Origin of the sequence: Paenibacillus peoriae KCTC 3763 (assembly GCF_000236805.1) — a bacterium.
GTDB lineage: Bacteria > Bacillota > Bacilli > Paenibacillales > Paenibacillaceae > Paenibacillus > Paenibacillus peoriae.
In genome coordinates, this window is the sequence record NZ_AGFX01000018.1 from 313,655 (window position 1) to 338,084 (window position 24,430).

Sequence of the window (24,430 nt, forward strand, 5' to 3'; positions counted from 1 at the left end):
GATTACGTTCATAGATTTGAAGCATAAAATACACTATCGAACACAAGGGAGGTGAGTTTTATGACGATCCTTTTACCTTCGCAAATCTACAATCTCGCTGCTGGTAGCTGCAAAATAAGCTAGAGTTTTTTTGAAATTTTCTGAAACTTTTGTCGAATTGTGCCGATATATACATATACGACGTAGAGAATCAGCAGGTCAGGCATAGAAAATATCACATCGAAAAGGAGTACCTTGAATGAGCTTAAGCAACCCGGTTTTACGTGATGACATTTTTTTACGTGAAGATGAAAGAGAAGTTAGCGAACAACGCATGACCATCGGAGGAACGGTAAACAAAACCTTGCTGCTACTTGCTCTGCTTATCATTTCTGGCAGTATAACCTGGTATATAAACGACCAGGGATTGATAGAAGTGCTATCCATGATGACCGCGGGTTTGTTCGGTATGGCCGGCATGGCCCTTGCGATATTCTTTTTTCCAAAAACAGCTCCACTTCTTTCGCCAGTCTATGCGATTTTTAGTGGCTTTGCTTTGGGCGGTATTTCAGCTTATATGGAGTATGAATATCCCGGTATTGTGGCCAATGCCATTTTGCTGACCGTGGGTATCTTGTTACTGATGCTCTTTATGTACACACAGCGAATCATCAAGGTGACACAGGGCTTTATCTCTTTCGTGGTTTTGTGCACGTTGGCAATCGCTTTGGTAACGCTGGTGGACTTTATTTTGAATTTATTCGGTATGAATGTTCCGTATATCCATGAGACAGGCTGGCTTGGCATCGGCATCAGTTTATTTGTTGTGGTCATTGCCGCTTTGAATCTGCTGGTGGATTTTAATTTCATTGAGGAGCAGACCGAGCAAGGAGCGCCCAAATATATGGAATGGTACGGCGCTTTTGGATTGCTCTTGACTTTAGTGTGGCTGTATGTACGGATTCTGGATCTGTTGTCCAAGTTCAGCAAGGAGGACTAAGTACCTGCGGTATACTCATATGGTTTCAAATGTTTAATAGATACTTTTGAGAAAGCCATTACTTTTAAACATGCACTTCTTATTGCTAATTGTGTTGGTTTGTTTGAGCGTTTCAGAGCATATGCTGAACCTGGAATACAAGCTCGGTACAACATGTGGGAAAGAAATGATCGAAAAGACGGTTTTGCTATTTGTAGCGATTAGTTTTTTACTAGTGTTTGCACTACCAGTCCTAACGAAATCCTGAGCTCAAGCACAATCCGAGTTCAAGGACACATGGGGAGATTTTAATCAATTAAGAAATATTACCTTGGCCAGCCCTTAGGCTGGTTTTTTTGTTTATTTTGTTGTTTTGACAAAAAAAGATCATAATGCATTTGTTCATTACCTCATAAAATGAGATTTATCAGGGGGTAATGGACATGAACAATGATGAAAATTTAACGTTAAATCAACAGATCGAAAGTGCCAGACAACGATTGCATGATCTTTTTAAACAGTATGGTTTTGGACATGCTTGCGTACTTGAGCAGGCTATGTTTTTGAACGAACTAATTAATCAGTACAATCGTATGTATCAGAATAAACATCACTTTGTTCAGTCAGAAACCTCAGAAACCACTCCTTCCTTATGCAAAAATATTCCTCTTCCCAATCCCACATAACGATCATAATTATTTAATAAAATGAATTATTTGAGATAAAAATAAAAATACATGTCCATGTAATAAATGTAAATAAGTTGGTGCATAATTTAGATCAGTACATCGGTCGTTTTGAGCTTTTATCGATATGTGGAGGACCTGAATTAATAACAAAAAGACGGCCTTCATTCCCTATTACTAGGAAATTGAGGTCGTCTTTTGTTTCATCTTTATGCTCTCTTAGGTCTAAAAATCATAAAACTGATCGCGGCTAGAATCCAGACACCAATACCGCCATAGAGCATTATCAAGCCAAAGCCGTGCACAAGCGCTGCATGGACGACGGCTCCAGACGCATCCAGAGAGGAGAGTTCTGGCAAACTCTGCCTGAGAGATACAGTATTTCCGGCGGCTATTTTTTCGGCTACAGACCGCAATTGCACTGCATTGAGAGTCCCGGAAAGGGCACCCTTCAAATAAGACAGAATACCTTCCTGCAAGATGAACCCCATCACAGCGATGTTGATGGCCAGACTGATCAATCTGGCACTCATATCTATACCGGAAGCCATGCCTGCACGGGCACTCGGAACAGAGCCGGTGGTCGTGTTGGTTACAGGCGTGTTGGTTAAGCCAAGCCCAATACCAGCCAACAAGGAGCCAGGGAGCATGGTCAACCAACTGGCGTGATCGCTGCCGCTGCCATATTTCATCAAAATGAAGCCCATACCGAGGATGAACATACCTGATGGAATGACTATGCGCGGCTGATAGCGGAGCGAAAAACGCTCTGCCAGAGGCGGAATTACCAAGGTGGGCAGCGCATAAGCCAAGAGAGACAGCCCGGCGGCTACGGTGCCGTAACCCAGGCCACTCTGGAAATAGATCGGCAGATAGATCATGAACGGCCAGAAACTGAAGTTCATGCCGATGGAGCCAAGGAGAGCGCCGGAGAAATTACGTATCTTGAATACGGAAAAGTCAAACATCGGATGGGTGCTGAGCTTTTCCGCAAATAGAAAAACAATGAAACTTATTGCTACTGCAACAAGGATGCTGATGGATGCTCTGCTGGTAAAGCCGAGTTCCGGCCCTTGCGTGATAAAATATGCAAGGCCAAAAACGGTCAACGAAAGCGTGACGATACCGATAATGTCCAGCTTTTTCACCTGCGGATCTCTGGACTCCTCTATGCCACCGAATGCAAGAATCAAAGTGAGGATGGTCAACGGAACGTGGACAAGGAAAACCCAATGCCAGTTCAACACGGCTACGATCATGCCGCCGATGATAGGTCCAAAACCGAGGCCGATACCGAACACGATCCCCCATATGCCAAAGGCTTTGCTGCGTTCTTGTCCTTCCTGAAACCGATGTGAAAGAATTGCTATTTGGCAAATCTGCATCGCACCAGCACCCACCCCTTGAAGAAACCGACTGATGATCAGAACCGATGTGCTTTGCGCCAAGCCACAAATCAAGGATGTAATACCGAACAAGACGAGGCTGATAATAAAAATACGCCTCCTTCCATACCGGTCAGCCAGCGTTCCAACAGCCATCAGAACTGTGGCACATGCAATGGTGTAAGCGTTCATAATCCATTGCATATCCTTAAGATCGCCATGCAATACTTTTTCCAGAGTTGGCAGTATCACTGGCACACTGGAAATTTCGAGGCCGAACATCAATGCGGACAAACATATAGCAGCCAATGCAATTATATTTTTGCGGGAGAAGGAGTGGCTCACTGAGAGGTCCCTCCAGACTTTTGTTCACGGTCTGGACATCCGGCAGCGCAACTATGATATTGCGCCTCACTAAGGGCAACTCGTAAACCAGCACCAACCAGCCTTTTTTCGTCAATTGTACGATCAATAGCCTCTTCAATATCTACTTCTAAATCTGCTACTGCTCCTACCTTATTTAAAACATATTTGCTCAAGGGCAGCCATCCTCTCTATCTTTTCATGTTTGGTTCACCTTATCGATGTGAGTTTTATTATATAATCTAAATCATTCATTTTACATAACGTAATCAATCCATTATGATGATTATACAAAGCAATTAAATGAATTTCTCATAAAAACATTAAATTTAAAGGAGGGCATTCAAAGTGGATCATGTAGACAAACAAATCCTCTTTTATCTTCAAAGTCAGGCAAGAATTTCAATGACGGAGCTAGGGAAATGCGTGGGTTTGTCCCAACCTGCTGTAACAGAACGAGTTAAACGAATGGAAGAAAAAGGAGTTATCAAGGAATATCGCACTATCATCTCTCCTGAAAAAATAGGAAAGGATACGGCAGCCTATATCTTGTTTCGGACTAGAGATTGCCATGCATTTCTTGATTTTGTCCATACATCTCCACATGTTGCCGAGTGCCACCGTATAAGCGGAGAACACAGTTATTTATTAAAAGTAGTGACCAACTCGATGCACACCCTCGAAGAGTTTAGCAACCAGTGCGATAAGTATGGAACCTACACGAGCCTGCTTGTCATGTCGTCACCGATCGATCATAGACTTCTCATTCATTCTCTGGAAGAAGCAAGTGGAACTGCTCATTCAGAAAAAGATTAAGGATGAAAAAAAGACAACCCGGGATTACGTTAAATACATAGAAGTTGGGTAAACATAAACATAATGACAAACAGGAGAGGAGTGGGTGTATGTATCAAGTGGTGTTGGTGAGGCATGGAGAAAGTGTGTATAACCGACAAAACCTGTTCACAGGCTGGACGGACGTGGACCTGACTGAACAGGGAACGCATGAGGCAATTGAGGCGGGGCGTATTCTCAAGGAGGCTGGGTATACGTTTGATTTGGCATTTTCCTCTGTGCTAAAGCGTTCGATCCGCACGCTGTATCACATCCTGGATGAGCTGGATCATTTGTGGATACCCGTGCAGAAGTCATGGAAGCTGAATGAACGCCATTACGGTGCGCTGCAGGGGCTTAGCAAGCTGGATTCTGCTGTCCAATACGGCGAGGAACAGGTTCATATCTGGCGGCGCAGTCTGACAGTGCGACCTCCCATGCTGGATGAGAAGGATGAACGGAGTCCGCGCAGGGAGGAGCGTTACCGCCATATTAAGCCGGAGGAGCTGCCGCTCGGAGAAAGTCTGGAGGATACGGTGCACCGGGTCGGGGAGTTTTGGAAGCAGCGAATTGTACCATTGATCCTCAAAAAGGATCGAGTTATCATTTCCGCACATGGCAATACTTTACGCGCATTGATCAAGTATATGGAGAATCTGGACGAGGCCGCATTGCTGGATTTGAATATTCCGACAGGCATTCCGCTGGTGTATGAGCTGGACGATCATATAGACCCTATCCGACGCTTTTATTTGGGTGATCCGAGTCATGTGGAGGCGAAAAAGCAGGCTGTAGCCAACCAAAGCAAAGTAACGGAATAGTGGGAGGATACCAAACTAAAGAGGACAGGCGCCTTCTCGCGTCCTGTCCTCTTTGTCCGGGCAAAGTTAAGCACCCGCTTCATCGTCTGCTTCCGAACTGTCATTCCCGGTGGGAAGTACCCATACCGATACACTGCCAGCACGAACCGGAAATACGCCGTAGCCTTCCTGCCCGATCGTTATAGCGTGATCGTGATGTCCCGTTAAATCCGTCCATTGCTCTCCTGCGCGTTGTTTTCCTACGAACATACGCTTTTCCCCTTTGTCGGCATTAGTGATCACTACAGCGCAGCCAGAGCCTTTTAATTCGGGAATGCCCTGACGCACCCATCCAATCATATGGGGATCGTCCAAATAATCCTTTTGCTCCCCGTAGGCTTTATGGTAGCGGGCATACAGGAGCGGGTCTAACTCAGCCTGCTTGTCTTTCACGGGTGTTTTGCCCTGAATACCGTAGTAATCCCCGTAGAATACGCAGGGGTAACCGTCCTTGCGTAGTAAAATGAGTGCATAGGCGCTGGGCTTGAACCAGTCCTCTACCCAGGATTCGAGCGCTTCATGGGGCTGGGAATCATGGTTATCGACAAAAGTGACCGAGTTCAGGGGGTGAGTATGAACCAGCGTGTCCTCGAAAATGGTCCTTAGATCGAAATCCTTGCCACCCAAGGAAGCGCTATATAGCTTGTAGTGGAGAGATACGTCGAACAGGTCGATTTTATAATCGATGGTATCCAGGAAATTCTGGCATGATTTCAGATCCGGCTTCCAAAACTCGCCCACCATATAAAAATCCTGTCCACGCTTTTTGATCATTTCCGTGGCAAACTCCCGTACAAATTCATGATTGATATGCTTGATTGCATCCAGACGAAATCCGCTGCATTGCAGGGTATCCACCAGCCATTGGCCCCAGCGAATCATTTCCCTGCGCACATCCTGATGATTATAGTCAATATTGGCAAACATCAAATAATCATAATTGCCGAATTCATCATCTACATTTTTGCTCCAGCTTTTATTTTTGCCTAAAATACGATAAATTCCTGTCCGGCCCTGACTTGCATCATAATCGGTTCCGTTAAAATGTTCAAAATTCCATTGAAATGTGGAATACTGACCTTGACGGCCGGGAAATGTAAATTTAGTCCACCCTTTGATATCAAAGGGCTCTGAAATAACCTCATTGCGGTTATCCGGGTTAACCTCGACGACTTTGAACACTTCGGTTTCATCCGCACCGGCCTTATGGTTCATGACCAGGTCGACATAGACGGTCACGCCGTGACGAACGCAGGCGGCGACAGCTTCCAAAAGGTCTTCCCTGGTTCCGTATTTGGTGCGTACTGCACCCTTTTGATTAAACTCGCCCAGATCGTAAAGGTCATAGACGCCGTATCCCGTATCCTCGGGCGATTGGCCCTTGGTGACAGGCGGAATCCATATCGCATCAATTCCTTTAGCCTTTAGTTCCGGTGCCAGGCGGGCAAGTTTCTGCCAGTGAGAACCGTCTGCTTCGACGTTCCACTCGAAAAACTGCATCATCGTATGGTTCCTTTTCATATGCGTCCCTCCTCCATATATAACAAGTTACCCACCAAGTGAGGGGGGCTAAACGTCAGACGGTTAATATGGCGCTAAACGAAGAACAGGCATTGCTGTATAACGTATGCCAAATCATTAAAATTTGTTATACCTGATCGTTACAGCCATGGGGTGGCTAGAAAAGGAAGCGTGAACACGATAAAATGGAGCTAACTAAAATGGATCTAACTTAACAGGGGTACAAATTTCAGGATCACCCATGAAGAAGCATGAGCGACGGAGGAAGGAGGGGAGAGCATGACGGAACCGCAGCAAAGCAGAAATGAAGCGGGCGAGCCGCTGATGAAAAAATGTACGTATTGTCAGGAACTGAAGCCGCTAACGGAGTTTCAGCGCAGAACCGGTCGCCGGGCGGGGCCGTATTCCCGCCGCGGTCCTTGCCGTTCTTGCCGGGGATTAGCCGCACAAGAGCGCGTGGCTCCGTCCGCCCCTTCTTCCGGCGAGGAAATGAAGCCCTTGTCCGCTTCTATGACGCGGAATACTCCGGGGAAAGTTGAGGCTGCACCAAGCTTGGATTCATCGGCACAGTCTGACCTGTTGCCTCATCTCCCCCGCAGGAAGCCGGTCACAGATAAGGCGCGCGAACGGCATCGGCAGCGGGTGCGGAATCTGCTTAGCAGGCTAAAGCCTGCGGATACCCGTGCGCTGCGCCTCAATCGCAACGGCATGATTCGGCTCAGAGGCAAAACCGATCAGGGGAGACGCTGGCATCAGGAAATTGAGCTTGATTTGGCGATGACTTTGGTTAGAGAGCGCATGGCGGTGATTGTAAACCCATACACCGTTCGCAGGCTCTACAGTAACAAGGAATTTCGCCAATACGTGCTCCAGCGGGACCGTTACACCTGCTTTTTCTGCGGCGGCTATGGTGATACAATTGATCATTTACTGCCTCGGGCTAAAGGCGGGCACACGACGCCGGTCAATTGTGTATGTGCTTGCAACGAGTGCAACCAGATTAAAGCTGCCCGTGATGTAGAGGAATTCATTGAGTCCGGTGTGCCGCTGCCGTCTCCTGATGATTTCGAGACTCCTGATGATTCCGATACTTCTGAGGACATCTTGCATACGTAGGGTGATTCCCAAGGGAGTATCAGCCTATAGTAATGCCCCTTTTTAACGGTAAACTTGGACAAAAAACGAGCTTATTCTAATTTTTATCTAAAATAACAAATAAAAATTTGCAGAAATTTGTGCAAATTTAAAATTTTTTCGACGTTTGTGTTGTAAACAGTGTAATATAGAGGTATAGGGTTCCGTTTCGGCCTGTTATAGTCACGGAGAAGCGCTTCGTGAGATATTCCGCAGCAGTAACAACAACAGAATACCGTCCGAGCAATATACAATTGGCATCTGCGATGATCAGTCTTGCCCTTTAGGGTATAGGCCGGTTTAAGCTGTGCTTCTTGCATGTTTAAGGGCGCGAATTCATAGAATGTTTTATTGCTAGAGTATATAGATACAGGTTATGAGAAAGGAATGGACTTCTATTTTCACAGTAAAGGAGGACGTTCACGCATGTCTGAAAACCAACAAGAGGTGGCTGTAACACAAGAAGCTGCCAAAGAGTCTCGGGATGTACTGGACCAATTGATGAAACCGGAGGTTCAGCAATCGCTGACCGTGCTGGTAGAGAATCTGCCCAAGTTGACTGAGATGGTTACTCTGATGACCGATGCTTATGATGTAGCTCGTAGTTTGGCAACCGACCCTGTCTTTCTCGGAGATATGAAAAACTCCATGGGAGAGTTTGTGAAGCCTGTTACAGAGTCGGCGAAAGGTTTGGCTTCTGCTGCCATTGAAGCTAACGACCGCGTACAAACTACAGACGGCAGTGTAGGTCTGTTTGGTCTGCTCAAAATGCTTAAAGATCCAAATGTACAAAAAACGCTTCGTTTCAGCCAGGCTTTCCTGGATATTCTGAATGAGCGCCAACGCGAAAGTAAATAATTATCTGATCAAGAACGGAGGATGGACATGTCGAAGCAAATTTTGATCTTGGGCGGCGGATACGGCGGATTGCTGGCCGCTCTTACAGCACGCCAGCACCTGGACGCTAGCCAAGCAACCATTACAGTGGTAAACCGCTTTGCGTCGCACCAAATTATTACGGAGCTGCACCGTTTGGCGGCAGGTACAATTGCCGAAAAAGCTGTTGCACTTCCTTTGGAGAAACTGCTGCGTAACAAAGATATTATCCTGAAAGTGGATACAGTTTCGGAAATCAAACCGGACGATAAAAAAGTAACCTTGGCCAGTGGCGCTACGTTGAGCTATGACGCTCTCGTTATTTCACTGGGCAGCGAAACGGCTTACTTTGGTATTCCGGGACTGCAAGAGCACAGCTTCACACTGAAATCAGTGGCGGAAGCCAATCGCATTCGCGCACATGTGGAAGCTCGTCTGGATGCTTACAGGCAATCCGGTAACAAAGCAGATGCCACAATCGTTGTCGGCGGTGGCGGTCTGACGGGCGTCGAGCTGGTGGGCGAATATGCTGACAAGCTGCCTGCAGTTTGCCGTGAAAAAGGCATTAACTACGAAGATATTAGCCTCTACTGTGTAGAAGCTGGACCATCCATTTTGGCAGGCTTCCCGCAGGCACTGGTTGATCGTGCAGTTACAAGCCTTGAAAAACGTGGCGTTCAAATCGTAGCTGGTGTTCCAATTACAGAAATGAAAGCCGACGAAGTTCTGCTCAAGGACGGACGTTCGATCAAAACGAGCACACTGGTCTGGACAGGCGGCGTACAAGGTAACGCACTGGTTGGCGCATCCGGTATCGAAGTGAACCGTGGTCGTGCAACTGTGAATGGAGCCTTGCAATCGACTTCCCACGAAGACATCTTCCTGGCTGGTGACAGCGCAGTGGTGTTCCCGAGTGGAGGCGAGCGTCCATACCCTCCAACTGCACAGTTGGCTTGGCAAATGGGCGAGACGGTGGGTTACAACCTGTTTGCTTACTTTAACGGAGCAAATATGGAACAATTCACACCTGTATTCTCCGGTACGCTGGGCAGCTTGGGCAGAACAGACGCGATCGGTACTGTAGGTGCGAATGCCACCCAACTGAAAGGCGCTGTAGCTACTTTGATGAAAGAAGGCAGTAACATCCGTTACCTGTCCCACATTAAAGGACTTTTTGCATTGGCCTATTAATATTTCTTGCTTTTATATGCTTTATTCAAAGAGAGTGCAAATCTGTGCTCTCTTTTTGTTTTGCAGTTTAATCCATTATAAACCAGTATATGTAAAATGTCATGTGTATTTTTGGGTATATGTTGTAAATTATGGTTGATATGATATTTTTGTGACGATACACTGGTAACGAACAATAACGAGGAGGGTATTAAGATTATGAAAATCAGATTACTAATCTGCCTTATGATTTTAATGAGTTTGGGTGTTACAAACACGAATTGGGCATCAGCGCAAGCTCAAGGCCAAACACCGATACACCTCAAGGTCAATGAACATTACGTTTTATATACCTACCCTGCATCACCCTTTGTGGATAAGAAGGGGAGACTGCTTATACCGCTCCAAGCGGCTGAGGACATACTGGGCGGCAAAGTAACTTACAATGCAGCGAGCAAAACCGCTTCTGTCGATCTGTTGGACCGTAATGTAACGGTCACAATCGGATCACCCGAAATATCGGTTAACGGTGAACCAGTGACAATGGATACAGTCCCTATCATGAAAAGCAATGCAATGTTTTTACCGGTATCCATTCTGTTGAAAGATACAGATGCGAAGATGGAGTGGGACCCTAAGCGCGAATTATTGTCACTAAAGCACGATAGCTTTACGGAAAGTCCTGTTCTTATGAAATTTAAGGGACAAGACCTGGCTCAGGTCATGGATGCGAACGCATTTAATCTTACTTCCTTTGAGTGGGATCGAAAAAAAGGCATATTGGATATTTATGCTACATACGAGAGCAGCTTATCACCCGACTTTAAGCAAATCGACTTTAATCCTATGATTGTGTATAGCAAAGGGGGCCATAGCGTATATCCTTATTCTAAACCCAGTATGTTTTACAAAGTCAAAATAACCAGCCCTGGTCATTTGGTGTATACAACAAATACAGGTACAACCAATGCGGATAAAGATTATATAAAATACATTACTTCCGTAGGCAGGTTGATTAAGTAATTGTTCAGCTATCGAAGGTTGCAGTTTTGAAAAAAGAAGACAGGGGAAATAGCCTTCCTGTCTTCTTAGGCTGTCGAGAAAGTCTCGACAGCTCCTTTTATGTTGATTTACATATATAGACTTCTCCTTAATTCATGAGAAGTTAAGCATGCTGTATTGTGCGGACAACGGGCGTCCTGCCATTGGTTCTACCATGCTGTTTAAAATGGTCTTTCTTGGTTAATGTAAAGAAAAAGAAACCCACGTCTCAAAAAGACGGGGTTTCTCAACCATTTGAGAGCGCATAAGCGCTCTCTTTTTGCTATTTAATTGAATCTTCTATACACCATTATATGTAAAAAAGAACACTCTTTATTTAGTCATTTACTATAAATTTTGGTTGTGATTATATGCATGTGGGAGTACACTACTTACGAGAAAAATAACTAGGAGGTTTGTGTATGTTTAGGAAAATTCTTGGTATGGGGTTGGCAACCATTCTCATGTGCTCCACACTCTCTGGAAGTCTCGCCTATGCGGAATCGAAATCCAGTACGTACGATGCTTCATTTTTTGAAAATCTCAAACAGCGGGCCATAGTCCATGAGCTTCAAGAACACAAGATCGCTGTTAATCCGAAAGCATCTATTGCTGAACTACTCAATACAGTGGATAGTACATCGCTAAAGAGTGGAAATAATAACAGTGATCTAAAACAAAATCTGGAGAAGCTTAACAAATCGGAATACATATATCTTACGCTCGATGGAGAAGTATACAGCTCAGAAAAAGGTTATGTAGGCATGGCGGATAAAGTTGAACCAAAAGAGGAAAGTGTAATGGATGCTACTTATACGGAAACAAGCTCTTTGAGTGAATCAAACAACAAACATGATGTTTCTATATCAAGTAAAAGAAATCCTACTCCCTGGGAGGTGAGTGGAGGGACAACGGGAACTTTCTCAAGGGTTCAATTGAATTATGATGGTTTTGATGGGGTTAATGCAAGTGCGCTTCTGCCAAGGGCTGAGGGCATAAGAACAGGCGAACAGCCATGGATGTATTACGGTTTTGATGCGAAGAATGGACGGGGAATCGAGGGGGGATTTTCCTTTCAAACGGGTCAACAAAGGTGGCAAGGATACATTAAAAATGAAAAGTATAAATATTCTATAGATACGTGGGTAAATGGGGAGGGGTACAACTCAGTTAAATTTTATATTGATAATAGTACCTATAACGCTTATCTGTTAGCCTACTACAATCAAATTGTCGTTATGCAAACCTCTTTTGACTTCTCTGACCTATCAAACATGTCTGTTAAGAGAGTGACGGCAATAGCGAAAAAAAACTTTGATGGCAGCAATATCTATGGCAGTGCTATCAATGGAGAGTTTTCAGAAGTGGTAGTCTCAAAATTTAATTCAGATTATTATTATCCATGGGATAGCTATCGGGATTACTCTTTTTGGGATGGAAGTCAGTGGTTCGGTACGATTGATTGGCCCACCGATTATATAACTCATTTTGGTCCAAGTGTGTGGATCAGAAATCCGAATCGATAAGAAGAATTAGTTAAACGATGGCTCAAGCTAAAATATACTGGATAGCATCTGTCATTTCCTTTGTTGTCGGGTGGGACTTACAACAATGTGGTTTGGCAGATGTTTTTCCATGTTAAGCCTATTCAACTGAACTGATCCATCGTAATTTTGACTTTGAGCCTAAAGGGTGTATTGGATATTCATGCTACGTATGAGAGCGGTTTATCGTCCGCATTCAAGCAAATCGACTTTAATCCTATGATTGTGTATAGCAAAGGGGCTATAGCGTAGATCCTTATTCTAAACCCGGTACGTTTCACAAAGCTAAAATAACCAGCCCCGGTCATTTGGTGTATACAAGAAATATAGGCGCGAACAATGCGGATAGTGATTATATAAAATACATTACTTCCGTAGGCAGGTTGATTAAGTAATTGTTCAGACTATAAAGGTTACAATTGTGATAAGAAGACAGGGAGGATATCTTCCCTGTCTTCAGCTTATCGAGAAACTGTCTTTTTCAAAGACTAAGATTCCTTTCTTGGTTATATTCTATACAAATTGGGAAAATAACGTTTTTCCAGACGGATCGCTACAGTCACCTATATTTTCATGACATTAATGCGGTGTCGTATTAAATGAATTGAATGTAAAAAAAGACTATCGAGAAAGTTTCGACAGTCTAAAGAGGGAGTCCATTCTGGACCCCTCTTATTTTTGGTATTCATTCAACTTAGTAGTTGAATGTCGCCAGTGTGCTATTGTTTTCGTTCGAATGAACAACACCTTTTACACGTGATACATTTTTATTTCTAATGTCTGAAATAATATCTTCTTGGATTCTATTCTTTTGGTAGTAGGTTAAGCTATTCCAATCATCTGTTTTAACATAAGCATCCACTGTGACTTCACTGGAGTCGCCCTTTACGCTAAAGTCTATGGAAACATTGTTATATTTACGATCAAAGTCGTTGAGCAAGACTCTTTTGATCTCACTTAGATCAATTTTGGTGGATAGTTTTTCTATATCCACATTCCCCTTACTATCGGAGTCAAAGGTTGCAAGTTTGTTTCCGTTACTTGAATTTTTAACGGTTCCTTCAATATCAGCATCTTTAAAGGTTTTTAAAATATCCTCCGAAATATCTTCTAGATAAGTTTTTTGTCTACTATTCGAAATATCGTTCCATCTACTTTCTGTCAACTCGATGGTCACAGTAATATCGTCTTTATCGCCTTTTAGGGTAATATCTGCATTGGCGTTATTTGTATCGCGATAGTCTCTATTCAATTGACGTTCAAGATCTTTCAAGGTATCGGTGCTACTTTTGCTAGCTGTATCTTTTAGCGCCTGATTGTCTTTTTGCAATTGAGCAATCGTAGCGTCTTTAGTGGTGTTCGCTGTTTTCGCTGTGTTCAGCTCTTGAGTCAGTGTTGTAATCTGGTTGTTCAGTGCTGTAACCGTAGATTGATCAATAGGAACGCCGTTGTCAGTAATAACTACGCGTTTGTTGGTGCCATCCCATTGTACTTTTTTATCCAGAGCTGTACCTGCCAGCTTCAGCGGAATATATGTCACGCCATCCAGCAGGAATGGTTCTGTTTTGGCATCAGAAGGAACTTCGGTTCCGTTGTAGATAATTTTAATATTGTTATATACTGCTTGGATCGGCTTAGTTACTTGTGCAGCATATGTAGATTGGCTGAACAGCGCCCCGGAGATGGCCAAGGCCGACACGGCAGTGATGATGACAGGCTTCTTCATGGATTTCAATGATTTCATTCGTTGGTCTACCCCTTTATTTAAGAATTATAGCGTGGTTCATAGACTAGAGTAACATTAATACCTACAAAATCCAACACGTTTGGAAGAGTAACTGCTGGTTGTGCTTATATTGTTTAGACGCAACATTAACCGTAAAAGTTGCCCTGTTTACACAAATGTTTTTTTAAAAAAAGCAACGAACCCAAATAAAACAAACCCGCTGCACAAGACAACGAGACTTGTTGATAAAACGTCATACGAAACCTGAGGCTGTATATGACATACAGGGGCATAATGATGAGTATAGACCAAATCAGAACGTGAAGCGGGGAGTGAGCGTATGCTCAAAATTTTACTATTTATTCTCGTTATTCAAATTATTTATGTGTCGGCGTATACACTGCGCATGATTTTGACGCTGAAAGGTCAGCGGTATATCGCTGCGCTCATTAGCACCGTGGAGGTTACGGTCTATGTGCTTGGCTTAAATGTGGTGCTCAAGTATCTGGACCAGGTGGCGAGTCTGGCAGTATACGCCATTGGTTATGCGTTGGGTATTCTTATCGGGGCCTGGATTGAGGAAAAAATAGCACTCGGCTACGTCACCGTCAAGGTCATCAGCAATGAGATCAATGGAGGAATTGCCAATGCGCTGCGGGATAAAGGATACGGCGTTACAGCCTGGCTGGGCAGTGGGCGGGACGGAGAACGTCTGGCGATGGAAATTTTGGCTAAACGGATCAACCAGAATAAGCTGTACCAATCGATTTTGGACCTGGACCCCAAGGCCTTTGTTATTACGGTAGAACCGAAGCAATTTCATGGCGGCTTCTGGACCAAGGCAATCCGTAAATAAATATTTTGGTAAAATACGCATATTTTTCGAAGGTTGGAGCATATTAATACCCGCACAGGAGAGAATCAACAGAATGTTGACAGGGGATTACCCTATAAAAACCGAGGGGGAATGTAGATGTACAGACGCCAGGCCCCGGAGATCATTCCAGAGGAAAATACAGCCATTTGGTCGTGTACAAACGAGGGCTGCAACGGCTGGATGCGAACGGATTTTACCTTTTTGAGTGAACCGGTGTGTCCACTCTGCCAAGCTTCAATGGGGCAGGAAATGCGGATGCTGCCGATTCTCAATCAGGCGGGCAATTCCTTTGTCGCCCATCGCTCTTGAATCAGGATTTGCAACGTCTATGAACACCAAAAGCCGCTCCCAGCACATGCTGAGCGGCTTTTGATTGTGGAGCCTTGAGAGGGACCGATTGTCCAAGACATGCTTGCATCGATCACGGCCTCTCCACACGCTGCACGGAATCACGATACACAATGTGACCCTGTACAAGGACTCGGCCAAAACGACTGCCGGGATGGCTTATTTTTTTCATCATCGATTCAATGGCGGTACGTGCCATCTGTTCAATGTCCACTCCAACGGTGGTCAGCTGCGGAACAATAAGAGTGGCATATACATCGTTGTCGAACCCAACCACAGAGCAATCCTCAGGCACATGGTATCCCTGAGCAATCAGCTTTTGCACCAGGTTGTACGCCACCTGGTCACAGTTGCATACGAAGGCGGTCGGCAGCGGCTGGGGCAGCTCCATATCAACGTATACACCTTCGTCGTCCCGGTCGCTGAGCACCCACTCGTTACGTAGGGGCAGCCTGTGCTCCAGCAAGGATTTATAGTAGCCCAGGAAACGATCCTGAATGCTACTGGTGGAATAAAGATTACCCACATATGCAATATCCCGGTGTCCCTGGGCAATCAAATAGTTGGTCAGCTCGTAGGCTCCGTAAAAATTATCGGTTACTACAGAGTCGATATCGGCATGCTCATCATAAAAATCAAGAAACATTTTGGGCAGGTCCATGGATTGAACCAGCTCGATATATGGCTTGCTTACTTGTCCCAGAAGAATGAAGCCATCCACCTTGCGATCGTAATAGATACGTGGCAGATGAAGCTGCTCCTCGTCCTCGCGATGGAGAATGTGGAGGATGCCGTAGTAGCCGTAATGTTCGAGTTCCCGTGAAATTTGCTGATAGATATGCAGATAAAACGATTGGCCGGGGCCTGTAAAACGCTCGGGAATGACAACGCCAATGTTATAGGTGAGGCCTTCCTTCATGGACTTGGCAGCGGTATTGAAACGGTAGCCCATTTCGCCGGCAAGCGTCTTGATACGCTCCTTTAGCTCATCGCTAACTCCTTCTTTGTCATTGAGCGCCTTCGACACGGTCACACTGCTAACCCCCAGCTTATCTGCAATATCCCGCATCGTTACGTTGCTCTTCATTTCCTGTTCCGCCTTCCAATTAAAAAAGATCAACATCAGCAGCATAGCTGTTCTGTAAATATAAAGATTAGCGGCATAGCTGCCCAGAGAACAACGATTAGCCTGCGGATAACAGTTGTTCTCTGGATAGTATACATGGTTCCGCAGACAGGATAAAGCTTGCGGCCTATGTCCGCTGCGAAGAATGAGGTTGTGCTTGCAACAGCGCTTCATTGCGCTGAATCAGCTCACGGCGGACAGCGGCGCTGCCGAGTGAACGCAGTGGGTCAGGCGGTGTGTTGAACGTGTAGTCCTCCAGGCGGTCGACGGTCGTTGTTGCCACATGGATACGGGTGTCACTGGAGGCGTAGTAAATAAAGACTTCATTTTGCTCGTTAACCACTGCTCCGTTGCAAAAAATAACGTTCGAGACATCCCCGACGCGCTCTTCGTCATAGGGGGCTATAAAATGCCCGCCGGGCTTGGCAATGACGCGCGAAGGGTCCTCTAGGCTGGTGGCAAAGATGTACAGCACATATCGCAGACCAGCAGCCGTATTGCGCACACCGTGAGCGATATGAATCCAGCCGCGGTTGGTCTTGATGGGAGCGGGCCCTTGTCCGTTCTTGGCTTCGTACACCGTATGATAGCAGCGCTCGTCAATCACTGTTTCATTCTCGATCACGGGCTGTGTAATATCCTCGCACAGACCGAAGGCAATGCCCCCGCCCGAGCCGGTGGAAATAAATCCGTCCTGCGGACGCGTGTAAAAGGCGTATTGGCCGTTCACGAATTCGGGGTGCAGGACGACGTTGCGCTGTTGCGGGGAATGTGTGGCAATGTTTGGTAGGCGGGTCCAGGTGCGAAGATCGCGGGTGCGAACCAGTCCGGCCTGAGCGACAGCGCTGGAGGTGTCGTGGGGTGGAGCGTCCGGGTCCTTTTTCTCCGAGCAATAAATGCCGTAGATCCAGCCGTCTTCATGCTTCACCAGCCGCATATCGTACATGTTCGTCTCGTCAGGATCGATATCGTCCCATATCAATGGGGCATCGATGAATCGGAACTGGTCAATACCGTTATCGCTCTCGGCCAGGGCAAAAAACGACTTCCGATCCAGCCCCTCGGTGCGGGAAACCAGAATGTATTTGCCCTCATGATAGATCGCGCCCGGGTTTAGCGCTGCATTCACGCCCAGACGCTCCATGAAAAACGGGTTGGTCTGTTCGTTCAAATCAAATCGCCAATGTAGCGGGACGTGATGACGTGTGAGTACAGGATAGCGGTAGCGCTCGTAGATGCCATTGTAAAAGGTGGTGTTGACCTCATTCGGACGTGTAATCAGTTCCTCTTGCAGCGCCAGCAGCTTATTGTATTGGGTATGAATCATTTCGTTCCCATCCTTTCCAGCATTTCAATGCAAAATCGGCTGTTGTGATATGGGCATTTCCAAGGTCCTGCAATCTCTCTCGGATCAGGCTTGCTATCCGCTTGAACGGACCAAAACCATTCACCTCCGGGGCGTGAATCTACAATATATTGCCGAGTGTAGGCCCACAAATCCCGTACAATCTGTAAGAACCGTTCGTCTTGTGTGCGTTGATACGCATTGTAAAAGCCGACGATTCCTTCTGCCTGTACCCACCAAATACGTGAGGTGTCTACCCGATCGCCTTCCCGTTCGTTGATTAGTGAACCATCTGGCTGAATAGCACGTTCGGCTACCGCATGGGCGATATCCACCACCATGTCCATATATTTCAGGGGATGGTGACCCAGCACATTCATAGCGTCCTGAATCAGCCAGCTGGCTTCAATATCATGACCGTAAGAAGTCAGGTCGAGCAGAGAACGCCAGTCACTGTCGAAAAATACCTCCAACCGCCAGGCGGAAGCATCGTAAACACGGCTGTATAAAATGTCCAGTACATTTACCAGAGCATTCCTTACTTCCTCGTCCGGTTGTACGCGAAGCAGCCCGGTATACGCTTCCAGAACATGAATATGCGTATTCATCGTGATGTGCGCGGTAACCCCGTTTTCGCTGAGCAGCTCATTAGGCTGTGTGTTCCACATCCGGTCAAATTGTTCACCGTATGCCTGGCGGGTGCGATCATATCCTTTTTGCTCCAGCAGGTGAAACAGCTCCTTAGCCAGTGCCAGGGCATCCGGGTCGCTCGTTGCCCGCGCATATTCGGACAAGGCATAAATGGCGAATGCCTGCGCATAGACGTGCTTGCACGTGTCCGCTGGACGGCCCATGTGATCTACCATCCAGTACATGCCTCCATATACCGGGTCTATCAGGTGTTCTTGCAGGAACAGGAAAGCGTGTCGTGCGGCGTCCTTATAGATGTTTTCCCCGGTCACACGGGCTGCTGCCGAGAATGACCAGAGCAACCGTGCAGTGGCTATCCCGCCCTTGTTGGCCTTCTTATGGACGTGCAGATCGACATCTACCTCACCATAAAATCCACCGTGCGCTTCATCCTTCAACCCTAGCCAGAACGGGAGTATGTGTTCCTTCCATTCCTGTCTGATCTCATGTAGCAACGTGTCCAAGAGGCAGAACCCTCCTTTTTGAAATCCGTTAGCTTATCGTTAACTTCATACAAAATCATAATCATGTATTAAAAAGCTGTCAACTCTCCTGATCAGTCACAGTTATCCAAAGGTAAAACGGCATGCAGCAGGAAAGTTGTGTCGCTGTGTATCCCTTGTTTGTCCACCTTAATATATTCACAAAATAATAAAATTGACATAGTAAGCGCTATCATAATAGAATGATTTTATTAGTTTAACGATAACCTTATTTTAAAACAACAGGAGGGGTCGTTTCATGAAGTTGTCCAAGGTTTTGGTGCCATTACTATCGGTGCTGTTGTTAGCAGGATTATTAGCAGGGTGTGCCCCAAAAGGATCAGATACGCCAGCAGCCAGCTCTGATCCGAAGGATGTGGAGGGTGAAATCACGGTCATTACACAACGGACAGACATTGTGGATACGGTGTTTCAGGACTACGCCAAGGAATTTAACAAGCTATATCCGAATGTGAAGGTCAATTTTCAGGCGTTAGCCGATTATGAGAGCCAGATTAAAATTCGGATGGGGACCAGAGATTACGGAGATGTCTTGCTTATTCCTACCAGCATTCCCATTGCAGAGCTTCCCGACTTTTTCGAACCGCTGGGCACTTACGAGGAGATGAAAAGCAAGTATAGCGGCATTGAAGAACGTATGGTGGAGGGCAATGTCTACGGTATTCCGGTAGCGATGACGTACTCCGGCGTGATTTATAACAAAAACGTGTTCAAGGACGCGGGAATCACGCAGCTTCCCAAAACTCCGGATCAATTTCTGAAAGCGCTCCAGCAGATTAAGGACAAAACCAAGGCGGTGCCGCTGTTTACGAACTATGCCTCTGGATGGGCACTGACCCAGTGGGAAGCTGATTTGGCCACGGTGGCGGGTACGAAGGAATATGTGAATGTCACACAGCCGAATACAGACGACAATTTCACGAAGGGTCAGCCTCACTATGAGTTGTATAAAATCATGTACGATGCGGCTAAAAATGGTCTGATCGAAAAAGACCCGACCACCACGGATTGGGAAACCTCCAAGGCGGATTTGGCACAAGGCAAAATCGGTACGATGGTACTTGGCTCCTGGGCCATTGACCAGATCAAAAGCACAGCGACCAACAAGGATGATATCGGCTTTATGCCGTTTCCGACAAATGCCTCCAAGGTGCTTGTTCCGTTGGCAGGTGATTACAACCTCGGTATTAACGTAAACAGTGAAAATAAAGCAGCGGCCCGTGCCTGGGTGGACTGGTTTACCGAGAAGTCCAACTATGCCGTAGAACAGGCGGGCAGCATCAGTCCGTTGAATGGCGCAAAAATGCCTGACATTTTGAAGCAATACGGAGATCAGGGAGTCGTCTTTGAAACGCTCACTCCTTCTCCAAAAGGACAGGAAGGGATTGTTGATAAAATCGACAAAAAGGGAGAAATCGGCTTGTGGCAGCCGGATTTCAAGAAACGCATTATTGAGGCAGCGGTTGGTAACCGCCCGGAATCGTATGACACCATTATGAAGGATCTGAATGACGCATGGGTGAAGGCGCGAGCTGAAGTGGCTGCGAAGGAAGCCAAATAGTCATCTGAACTGATGATTAGAAAGGATCGAGGTAGCAGTCGATGGACGGATAGCCAGGAGGTGCAGCATGTTCAAATTTTCGAATCTCAGCTACTCCAAACAAAGATTGGCGATTATTGCAGCCTTTTCATTTATCCCGCTGGCGCTGCTGATCACTTTTGCGTACTTGCCGGTGATCAACATGTTCAAATACAGCTTTTTGGACTGGAACGGCTATAGTAAGCGTCTGGAATATGTGGGCTTTGAAAACTATATCAAAATCTTTACCGACCCCGAGTATTTCTCGGTGTTTAAGGTCAGTCTGTATTACTTTGTCGCCACGTTTGTACAGATGGGTCTGGCCCTTTATTTTGCAACCATTCTCAGCTTTCAAACCTGGTTTAAAAATGTGTTTAAAGGCATTTTATTTTTTCCTTCCCTGATGAACGGGGTGGCCATTGGTTTTATTTTTCTATTCTTCTTCAAGTCGGATGGCACACTGGATACGCTGCTTCAGGCCCTGGGGCTGGGTTCGTATATCAAGCTATGGCTGGGCAACCCGGAGATTATCAACATTTCGCTGGCTGGCACGTCGATCTGGAGATACATGGGCTTTAACTTTATTGTGTTTCTCGGTGCGATTTCCTCCATATCGAGTGATCTGTACGAAGCGTCTGATATTGACGGGGCCAACCGCTGGCATCAGTTCCGGTACATTATTTTGCCGAGTATCAAACGTATTTTGCAGCTGAATCTGATCCTGGCAATTAGCGGTGCGATTAGTGCATTCGATATTCCGTATATTATGACTGGCGGCTCCAATGGCAGTAAAACGTTCGTGATCCAAACGATTGATGTGGCGTTCAAATACAGTAAGGTCGGCCTGGCCTCGGCGATGGCGGTGATTTTGCTGCTGATTGTGATCGTGGTTACACTGCTTCAACGTGTGCTGATTCGGGGAGAGGAGGACTAATCATGTATATGCTAAAAAGAACGCTGGCAAGCAGTATCAAGTATGCTGCGCTTTTGCTGGGTGCGTTCGTCGCACTGCTGCCGATTGTCGTGATTTTGTTCGCTTCCTTGAAGACGAAGGCTGAATATGCGTCCACCAGCCCGCTGACTCCCCCGGTGAACTGGCTGAACTGGACGAACTACGCCAAAGCCTTTGTGAACGGTAATATGCTAACCGGATTTGTGAATACGGCTTTTATTTTGCTGGTTTCAATCATCGGGGCAACGCTGACGGGCTCCATGATTGCGTATATTTTGAACCGCTTTAAATTTAAAGGCAAAAGTCTTATGCTTGGGGCGTTCTTGCTCGCAACCCTCATTCCGGGGGTAACGACACAGGTATCGACGTTCCAGATTATCAACAAGCTGGAACTGTTTAACACACCTTGGGCAGCTATTTTGCTGTATTTGGGAACCGATATTATTGCGGTGTATATTTTCCTGCAATTCCTGGATTCGATCGCAGTGGCGCTGGATGAATCGGCCATGCTGGATGGCGCCTCCTATCTGACGATCTACTGGCGCATTATTTTGCCCCTGCTGAAGCCTGCCGTTGTGACCGTGATTATTATCAAGGGCGTTAATATTTACAACGACTTTTACACCCCGTTCCTGTATATGCCCAAAACAAGCCTGCAGGTCATATCGACGGCACTGTTCAAGTTTAAAGGTCCGTATGGCGCGCAATGGGAAGTGATCAGCGCGGGTATTATCATTGCTATTATTCCGACACTGATTGCATTTTTATCATTACAAAAATACATCTATAACGGATTCGCACAGGGTTCAGTGAAATAGAACAAGGTTTAATAGAAAATTAATAAAATCAAGTGTCTCGGTGAGAGGAGAGGGTACGAATGAGTAAATTGAATGTGGATACAGATAACGTACGAATTGTAGGAGACAGCCTGCCAAACATGCCATGGCAAGATAAGCCTGAAGGCAGCGAGGCTCCGGTATGGAGACATACGGAGAATCCGGTCATTGGACGGAATCCGGTGCCGGGCATTGCACGCATTTTCAACAGTGCAGTAGCGCCGTATGAGGGACGGTTTGTGGGGGTGTTCCGGGCCGAAACGATTAATGGACGCCCGCATTTGCATCTGGGCTGGAGTGACGACGGGTTGGCTTGGGACATTGAACAGGAACGGATGCATTTGGTGGATGAGGAGGGAAACAATTATCAACCAAGATATGCTTACGATCCGCGACTGGTGCGAGTGGAGGATACGTACTATATCATCTGGTGTACAGATTTTTACGGCGCGGCGTTGGGGATAGCGCAAACCAAGGATTTTAAAAGCTTTGTACGATTGGAAAATCCGTTCCTGCCGTTCAATCGCAACGGGGTGCTGTTTCCCCGCAAGCAAAACGGAAACTTCCTGCTGCTATCCCGCCCGAGCGATAGTGGTCATACGCCGTTTGGCGATATTTTTCTCAGCGAAAGCCCGGATCTGGTGTATTGGGGCAAGCACCGTCATGTGATGAGCAAGGGCGGACAGGGCTGGTGGCAATCAGTGAAGATTGGCGGCGGACCGGCTCCGATTGAGACGACTGAGGGCTGGCTCATGCTCTACCACGGAGTGACGGGCACGTGCAATGGGCTAGTATACAGCATGGGAGTTGCTGTTCTGGATAAGGATGAACCATCCAGGGTTAAATATCGTTCCTCCAATTTCGTGCTGACCCCGGAGGAATGGTACGAGGAACGGGGCTTTGTGCCGAATGTAGTGTTCCCGTGTGCTACACTGCATGATGCCGACACTGGGCGGATCGCGATTTATTATGGGGCAGCCGATACGTATGTAGGTGTCGCGTATACGACAGTGTCAGACATGCTGAAGTATGTCATCGCAACGGATGAAGTGGTCGCCGATGACCATGAATTGGGCCGGATGTAGGAGGAGATTTTGATGCCGGAGGATATGTCTTTACAGCAATTGCAGTCGTATACGGGCAGTAGTCCGAAGCCCTCGGATTTTGATGCATACTGGGAGCGGGCGCTACAGGAGCTGGAGCAGCAGCCGCTGGATTATACGCTGGAGCCGGCCGATTTTGCCTCTCCGCTGGTGGAGTGCTACCATCTGTATTTTATGGGGGTAGGCGGAGCAAAGGTTCATGGCAAGCTTGCCCGTCCCAAACAGGTTACGGGAAAAGGGCCTGCTCTGGCCATGTTCCACGGATATTCCTGTGACAGCGGCGATTGGTTCGACAAGGTGAGCTATGCCGCGCACGGTTTTACCGTGTTGGCTATGGATTGCCGGGGACAAGGCGGGCTGTCCGAGGACAACTTGCAGGTTCTGGGAACGACGATTCGCGGGCATATGATTCGTGGAATTGATGACCCTGACCCGGATCGGTTGTATTACCGCAATGTATTTTTGGATACCGTGCAGATGGTGCGTATCTTGATGTCTATGGAGCAGGTCGACCCTGAACGAATCGGCGCATTTGGCTGCTCCCAAGGAGGGGCGTTGACGGTTGCCTGCGCTGCATTGGAGCCGCGTGTCCGCGTAGCGGTCCCGGTATATCCGTTCCTGTCGGACTATAAAAGAGCGTGGGCGCTGGATGCAACGACATCGGCATATGAGGAATTGATTTATTATTTTCGTTGGTTTGATCCGAATCATGTGCGCGAGGCGGCATTGTTTCACAAATTAGGCTATATTGATATTCAACATCTGGCGGATCGCATTCGCGGGCGGGTGCTGTTTGTGACAGGGCTGTCGGACATCGTTTGTCCGCCTTCCACGCAGTTTGCGGTGTACAATAAAATCGTATCTGACAAGGAAATGCTTCTGTATCACGAATACGGTCATGAGTACCTGCCCTATCTGTCCGATCGTGCCATGAGCGAATTTTTGCGGCTGTAGGGGTTGAACTTAATCACAG

Annotated in this window: 24 protein-coding genes; 17 read left to right on the forward strand and 7 right to left on the reverse strand. The window is 46.5% G+C overall.

Translation table 11 applies throughout. The features are described from left to right. Positions 1–238: 238 nt before the first annotated feature. Positions 239–979 (forward strand): Bax inhibitor-1/YccA family protein, encoded by a 741-nt coding sequence (locus KQI_RS0112315; RefSeq protein ID WP_010347061.1) that lies wholly within the window; start codon positions 239–241, stop codon positions 977–979. 422 nt (positions 980–1,401) lie between these two features. Further along, the gene (locus KQI_RS0112320) at positions 1,402–1,644 is read left to right on the forward strand and encodes an aspartyl-phosphate phosphatase Spo0E family protein (protein WP_010347062.1); all 243 of its coding nucleotides are present in this window, start codon (positions 1,402–1,404) and stop codon (positions 1,642–1,644) included. Positions 1,645–1,853: 209 nt separating this feature from the next. On the opposite strand, the gene KQI_RS0112325 is transcribed toward KQI_RS0112320, so the two are convergent. Beyond that, complete coding sequence (locus KQI_RS0112325) at positions 1,854–3,374, reverse strand: MFS transporter (RefSeq protein WP_010347063.1); 1,521 nt, start codon at positions 3,372–3,374, stop codon at positions 1,854–1,856. Beyond that, positions 3,371–3,568, reverse strand: a complete 198-nt coding sequence (locus KQI_RS0112330) for a hypothetical protein (RefSeq protein ID WP_010347064.1) — start codon at positions 3,566–3,568, stop codon at positions 3,371–3,373. The genes KQI_RS0112325 and KQI_RS0112330 overlap by 4 nt, the downstream gene beginning before the upstream one ends. A gap of 172 nt (positions 3,569–3,740) precedes the next feature. Here KQI_RS0112330 and KQI_RS0112335 point away from each other — a divergent pair, with 172 nt between their 5' ends. Both KQI_RS0112335 and gpmA read left to right on the forward strand, forming a co-directional pair. Continuing rightward, entirely contained in the window at positions 3,741–4,208 is a 468-nt protein-coding gene (locus tag KQI_RS0112335; RefSeq protein WP_010347065.1) for an Lrp/AsnC family transcriptional regulator, read from the forward strand. Positions 4,209–4,297: 89 nt separating this feature from the next. After that, the gene (gene gpmA, locus KQI_RS0112340; RefSeq protein ID WP_010347066.1) at positions 4,298–5,047 is read left to right on the forward strand and encodes a 2,3-diphosphoglycerate-dependent phosphoglycerate mutase; all 750 of its coding nucleotides are present in this window, start codon (positions 4,298–4,300) and stop codon (positions 5,045–5,047) included. Positions 5,048–5,113: 66 nt separating this feature from the next. Here gpmA and KQI_RS0112345 read toward each other — a convergent pair whose 3' ends face one another. Continuing rightward, the gene (locus KQI_RS0112345) at positions 5,114–6,607 is read right to left on the reverse strand and encodes an alpha-amylase (RefSeq protein WP_010347067.1); all 1,494 of its coding nucleotides are present in this window, start codon (positions 6,605–6,607) and stop codon (positions 5,114–5,116) included. A 279-nt stretch (positions 6,608–6,886) separates the two neighbouring features. Here KQI_RS0112345 and KQI_RS0112350 point away from each other — a divergent pair, with 279 nt between their 5' ends. From KQI_RS0112350 to KQI_RS0112370, 6 genes are all read left to right on the forward strand, one after another. Continuing rightward, positions 6,887–7,723, forward strand: a complete 837-nt coding sequence (locus KQI_RS0112350) for an HNH endonuclease (protein ID WP_010347068.1) — start codon at positions 6,887–6,889, stop codon at positions 7,721–7,723. Positions 7,724–8,167: 444 nt separating this feature from the next. After that, a complete protein-coding gene (locus tag KQI_RS0112355) occupies positions 8,168–8,599 on the forward strand; it encodes a DUF1641 domain-containing protein (protein WP_007432952.1) in 432 nt (143 codons plus the stop codon). 27 nt (positions 8,600–8,626) lie between these two features. Further along, positions 8,627–9,808 (forward strand): NAD(P)/FAD-dependent oxidoreductase, encoded by a 1,182-nt coding sequence (locus KQI_RS0112360; protein ID WP_010347069.1) that lies wholly within the window; start codon positions 8,627–8,629, stop codon positions 9,806–9,808. Between the two features lie 198 nt (positions 9,809–10,006). Then, entirely contained in the window at positions 10,007–10,810 is an 804-nt protein-coding gene (locus KQI_RS0112365) for a copper amine oxidase N-terminal domain-containing protein (RefSeq protein ID WP_010347070.1), read from the forward strand. Between the two features lie 115 nt (positions 10,811–10,925). Then, positions 10,926–11,033 carry a hypothetical protein gene (locus KQI_RS29895; protein ID WP_479682738.1) on the forward strand — a complete coding sequence of 36 codons (108 nt, stop codon included), beginning with the start codon at positions 10,926–10,928 and terminating at the stop codon, positions 11,031–11,033. 217 nt (positions 11,034–11,250) lie between these two features. Beyond that, positions 11,251–12,354, forward strand: a complete 1,104-nt coding sequence (locus tag KQI_RS0112370) for a hypothetical protein (RefSeq protein WP_010347071.1) — start codon at positions 11,251–11,253, stop codon at positions 12,352–12,354. Positions 12,355–13,066: 712 nt separating this feature from the next. Here KQI_RS0112370 and KQI_RS0112375 read toward each other — a convergent pair. Continuing rightward, the gene (locus tag KQI_RS0112375; protein ID WP_010347072.1) at positions 13,067–14,116 is read right to left on the reverse strand and encodes a stalk domain-containing protein; all 1,050 of its coding nucleotides are present in this window, start codon (positions 14,114–14,116) and stop codon (positions 13,067–13,069) included. Between the two features lie 322 nt (positions 14,117–14,438). Here KQI_RS0112375 and KQI_RS0112380 point away from each other — a divergent pair, with 322 nt between their 5' ends. Together KQI_RS0112380 and KQI_RS0112385 are read left to right on the forward strand one after the other, a co-directional pair. Then, positions 14,439–14,954, forward strand: coding sequence for a DUF2179 domain-containing protein (locus KQI_RS0112380; RefSeq protein ID WP_010347074.1), 516 nt, complete (start codon positions 14,439–14,441; stop codon positions 14,952–14,954). Positions 14,955–15,071: 117 nt separating this feature from the next. Next, positions 15,072–15,284, forward strand: a complete 213-nt coding sequence (locus KQI_RS0112385) for a cold-shock protein (protein WP_010347075.1) — start codon at positions 15,072–15,074, stop codon at positions 15,282–15,284. Between the two features lie 112 nt (positions 15,285–15,396). Here the strand turns inward: KQI_RS0112385 and KQI_RS0112390 are convergent, their stop codons facing one another. The 3 genes from KQI_RS0112390 to KQI_RS0112400 all read right to left on the reverse strand — a co-directional run bounded on the left by KQI_RS0112390 (position 15,397) and on the right by KQI_RS0112400 (position 18,948). Continuing rightward, positions 15,397–16,410 carry a substrate-binding domain-containing protein gene (locus KQI_RS0112390; protein WP_010347076.1) on the reverse strand — a complete coding sequence of 338 codons (1,014 nt, stop codon included), beginning with the start codon at positions 16,408–16,410 and terminating at the stop codon, positions 15,397–15,399. Between the two features lie 166 nt (positions 16,411–16,576). Continuing rightward, a complete protein-coding gene (locus KQI_RS0112395; RefSeq protein WP_010347077.1) occupies positions 16,577–17,776 on the reverse strand; it encodes a glycoside hydrolase family 130 protein in 1,200 nt (399 codons plus the stop codon). After that, the gene (locus KQI_RS0112400; RefSeq protein WP_010347079.1) at positions 17,773–18,948 is read right to left on the reverse strand and encodes an AGE family epimerase/isomerase; all 1,176 of its coding nucleotides are present in this window, start codon (positions 18,946–18,948) and stop codon (positions 17,773–17,775) included. Before KQI_RS0112400 ends, KQI_RS0112395 begins: the two co-directional genes overlap by 4 nt. A 277-nt stretch (positions 18,949–19,225) precedes the next feature. Between KQI_RS0112400 and KQI_RS0112405 the strand changes: the two genes are divergently transcribed. From KQI_RS0112405 to KQI_RS0112425, 5 genes are all read left to right on the forward strand, one after another. Then, entirely contained in the window at positions 19,226–20,548 is a 1,323-nt protein-coding gene (locus KQI_RS0112405) for an ABC transporter substrate-binding protein (RefSeq protein WP_010347080.1), read from the forward strand. Between the two features lie 67 nt (positions 20,549–20,615). After that, positions 20,616–21,500 carry a carbohydrate ABC transporter permease gene (locus KQI_RS0112410; protein ID WP_010347081.1) on the forward strand — a complete coding sequence of 295 codons (885 nt, stop codon included), beginning with the start codon at positions 20,616–20,618 and terminating at the stop codon, positions 21,498–21,500. 2 nt (positions 21,501–21,502) lie between these two features. Continuing rightward, complete coding sequence (locus KQI_RS0112415) at positions 21,503–22,336, forward strand: carbohydrate ABC transporter permease (RefSeq protein ID WP_010347082.1); 834 nt, start codon at positions 21,503–21,505, stop codon at positions 22,334–22,336. A 59-nt stretch (positions 22,337–22,395) separates the two neighbouring features. Next, positions 22,396–23,439, forward strand: coding sequence for a glycoside hydrolase family 130 protein (locus KQI_RS0112420; protein ID WP_010347083.1), 1,044 nt, complete (start codon positions 22,396–22,398; stop codon positions 23,437–23,439). A 12-nt stretch (positions 23,440–23,451) separates the two neighbouring features. Then, positions 23,452–24,411: an acetylxylan esterase gene (locus KQI_RS0112425; RefSeq protein ID WP_010347084.1), complete on the forward strand. Its 960-nt coding sequence runs from the start codon at positions 23,452–23,454 to the stop codon at positions 24,409–24,411. Positions 24,412–24,430 lie beyond the last annotated feature (19 nt).

Coding starts and splice junctions, on each gene's coding strand:
- KQI_RS0112350 (WP_010347068.1), top strand. CDS start 6,887: ATGACGGAACCGCAGCAAAGCAGAAATGAAGCGGGCGAGCCGCTGATG.
- KQI_RS0112355 (WP_007432952.1), top strand. CDS start 8,168: ATGTCTGAAAACCAACAAGAGGTGGCTGTAACACAAGAAGCTGCCAAA.
- KQI_RS0112320 (WP_010347062.1), top strand. CDS start 1,402: ATGAACAATGATGAAAATTTAACGTTAAATCAACAGATCGAAAGTGCC.
- KQI_RS0112410 (WP_010347081.1), top strand. CDS start 20,616: ATGTTCAAATTTTCGAATCTCAGCTACTCCAAACAAAGATTGGCGATT.
- KQI_RS0112380 (WP_010347074.1), top strand. CDS start 14,439: ATGCTCAAAATTTTACTATTTATTCTCGTTATTCAAATTATTTATGTG.
- KQI_RS0112370 (WP_010347071.1), top strand. CDS start 11,251: ATGTTTAGGAAAATTCTTGGTATGGGGTTGGCAACCATTCTCATGTGC.
- KQI_RS0112365 (WP_010347070.1), top strand. CDS start 10,007: ATGAAAATCAGATTACTAATCTGCCTTATGATTTTAATGAGTTTGGGT.
- KQI_RS0112315 (WP_010347061.1), top strand. CDS start 239: ATGAGCTTAAGCAACCCGGTTTTACGTGATGACATTTTTTTACGTGAA.
- KQI_RS0112395 (WP_010347077.1), bottom strand. CDS start 17,776: ATGATTCATACCCAATACAATAAGCTGCTGGCGCTGCAAGAGGAACTG.
- KQI_RS0112390 (WP_010347076.1), bottom strand. CDS start 16,410: ATGAAGAGCAACGTAACGATGCGGGATATTGCAGATAAGCTGGGGGTT.
- KQI_RS0112415 (WP_010347082.1), top strand. CDS start 21,503: ATGTATATGCTAAAAAGAACGCTGGCAAGCAGTATCAAGTATGCTGCG.
- KQI_RS0112345 (WP_010347067.1), bottom strand. CDS start 6,607: ATGAAAAGGAACCATACGATGATGCAGTTTTTCGAGTGGAACGTCGAA.
- KQI_RS0112375 (WP_010347072.1), bottom strand. CDS start 14,116: ATGAAATCATTGAAATCCATGAAGAAGCCTGTCATCATCACTGCCGTG.
- gpmA (WP_010347066.1), top strand. CDS start 4,298: ATGTATCAAGTGGTGTTGGTGAGGCATGGAGAAAGTGTGTATAACCGA.
- KQI_RS0112420 (WP_010347083.1), top strand. CDS start 22,396: ATGAGTAAATTGAATGTGGATACAGATAACGTACGAATTGTAGGAGAC.
- KQI_RS0112425 (WP_010347084.1), top strand. CDS start 23,452: ATGCCGGAGGATATGTCTTTACAGCAATTGCAGTCGTATACGGGCAGT.
- KQI_RS0112385 (WP_010347075.1), top strand. CDS start 15,072: ATGTACAGACGCCAGGCCCCGGAGATCATTCCAGAGGAAAATACAGCC.
- KQI_RS0112360 (WP_010347069.1), top strand. CDS start 8,627: ATGTCGAAGCAAATTTTGATCTTGGGCGGCGGATACGGCGGATTGCTG.
- KQI_RS0112405 (WP_010347080.1), top strand. CDS start 19,226: ATGAAGTTGTCCAAGGTTTTGGTGCCATTACTATCGGTGCTGTTGTTA.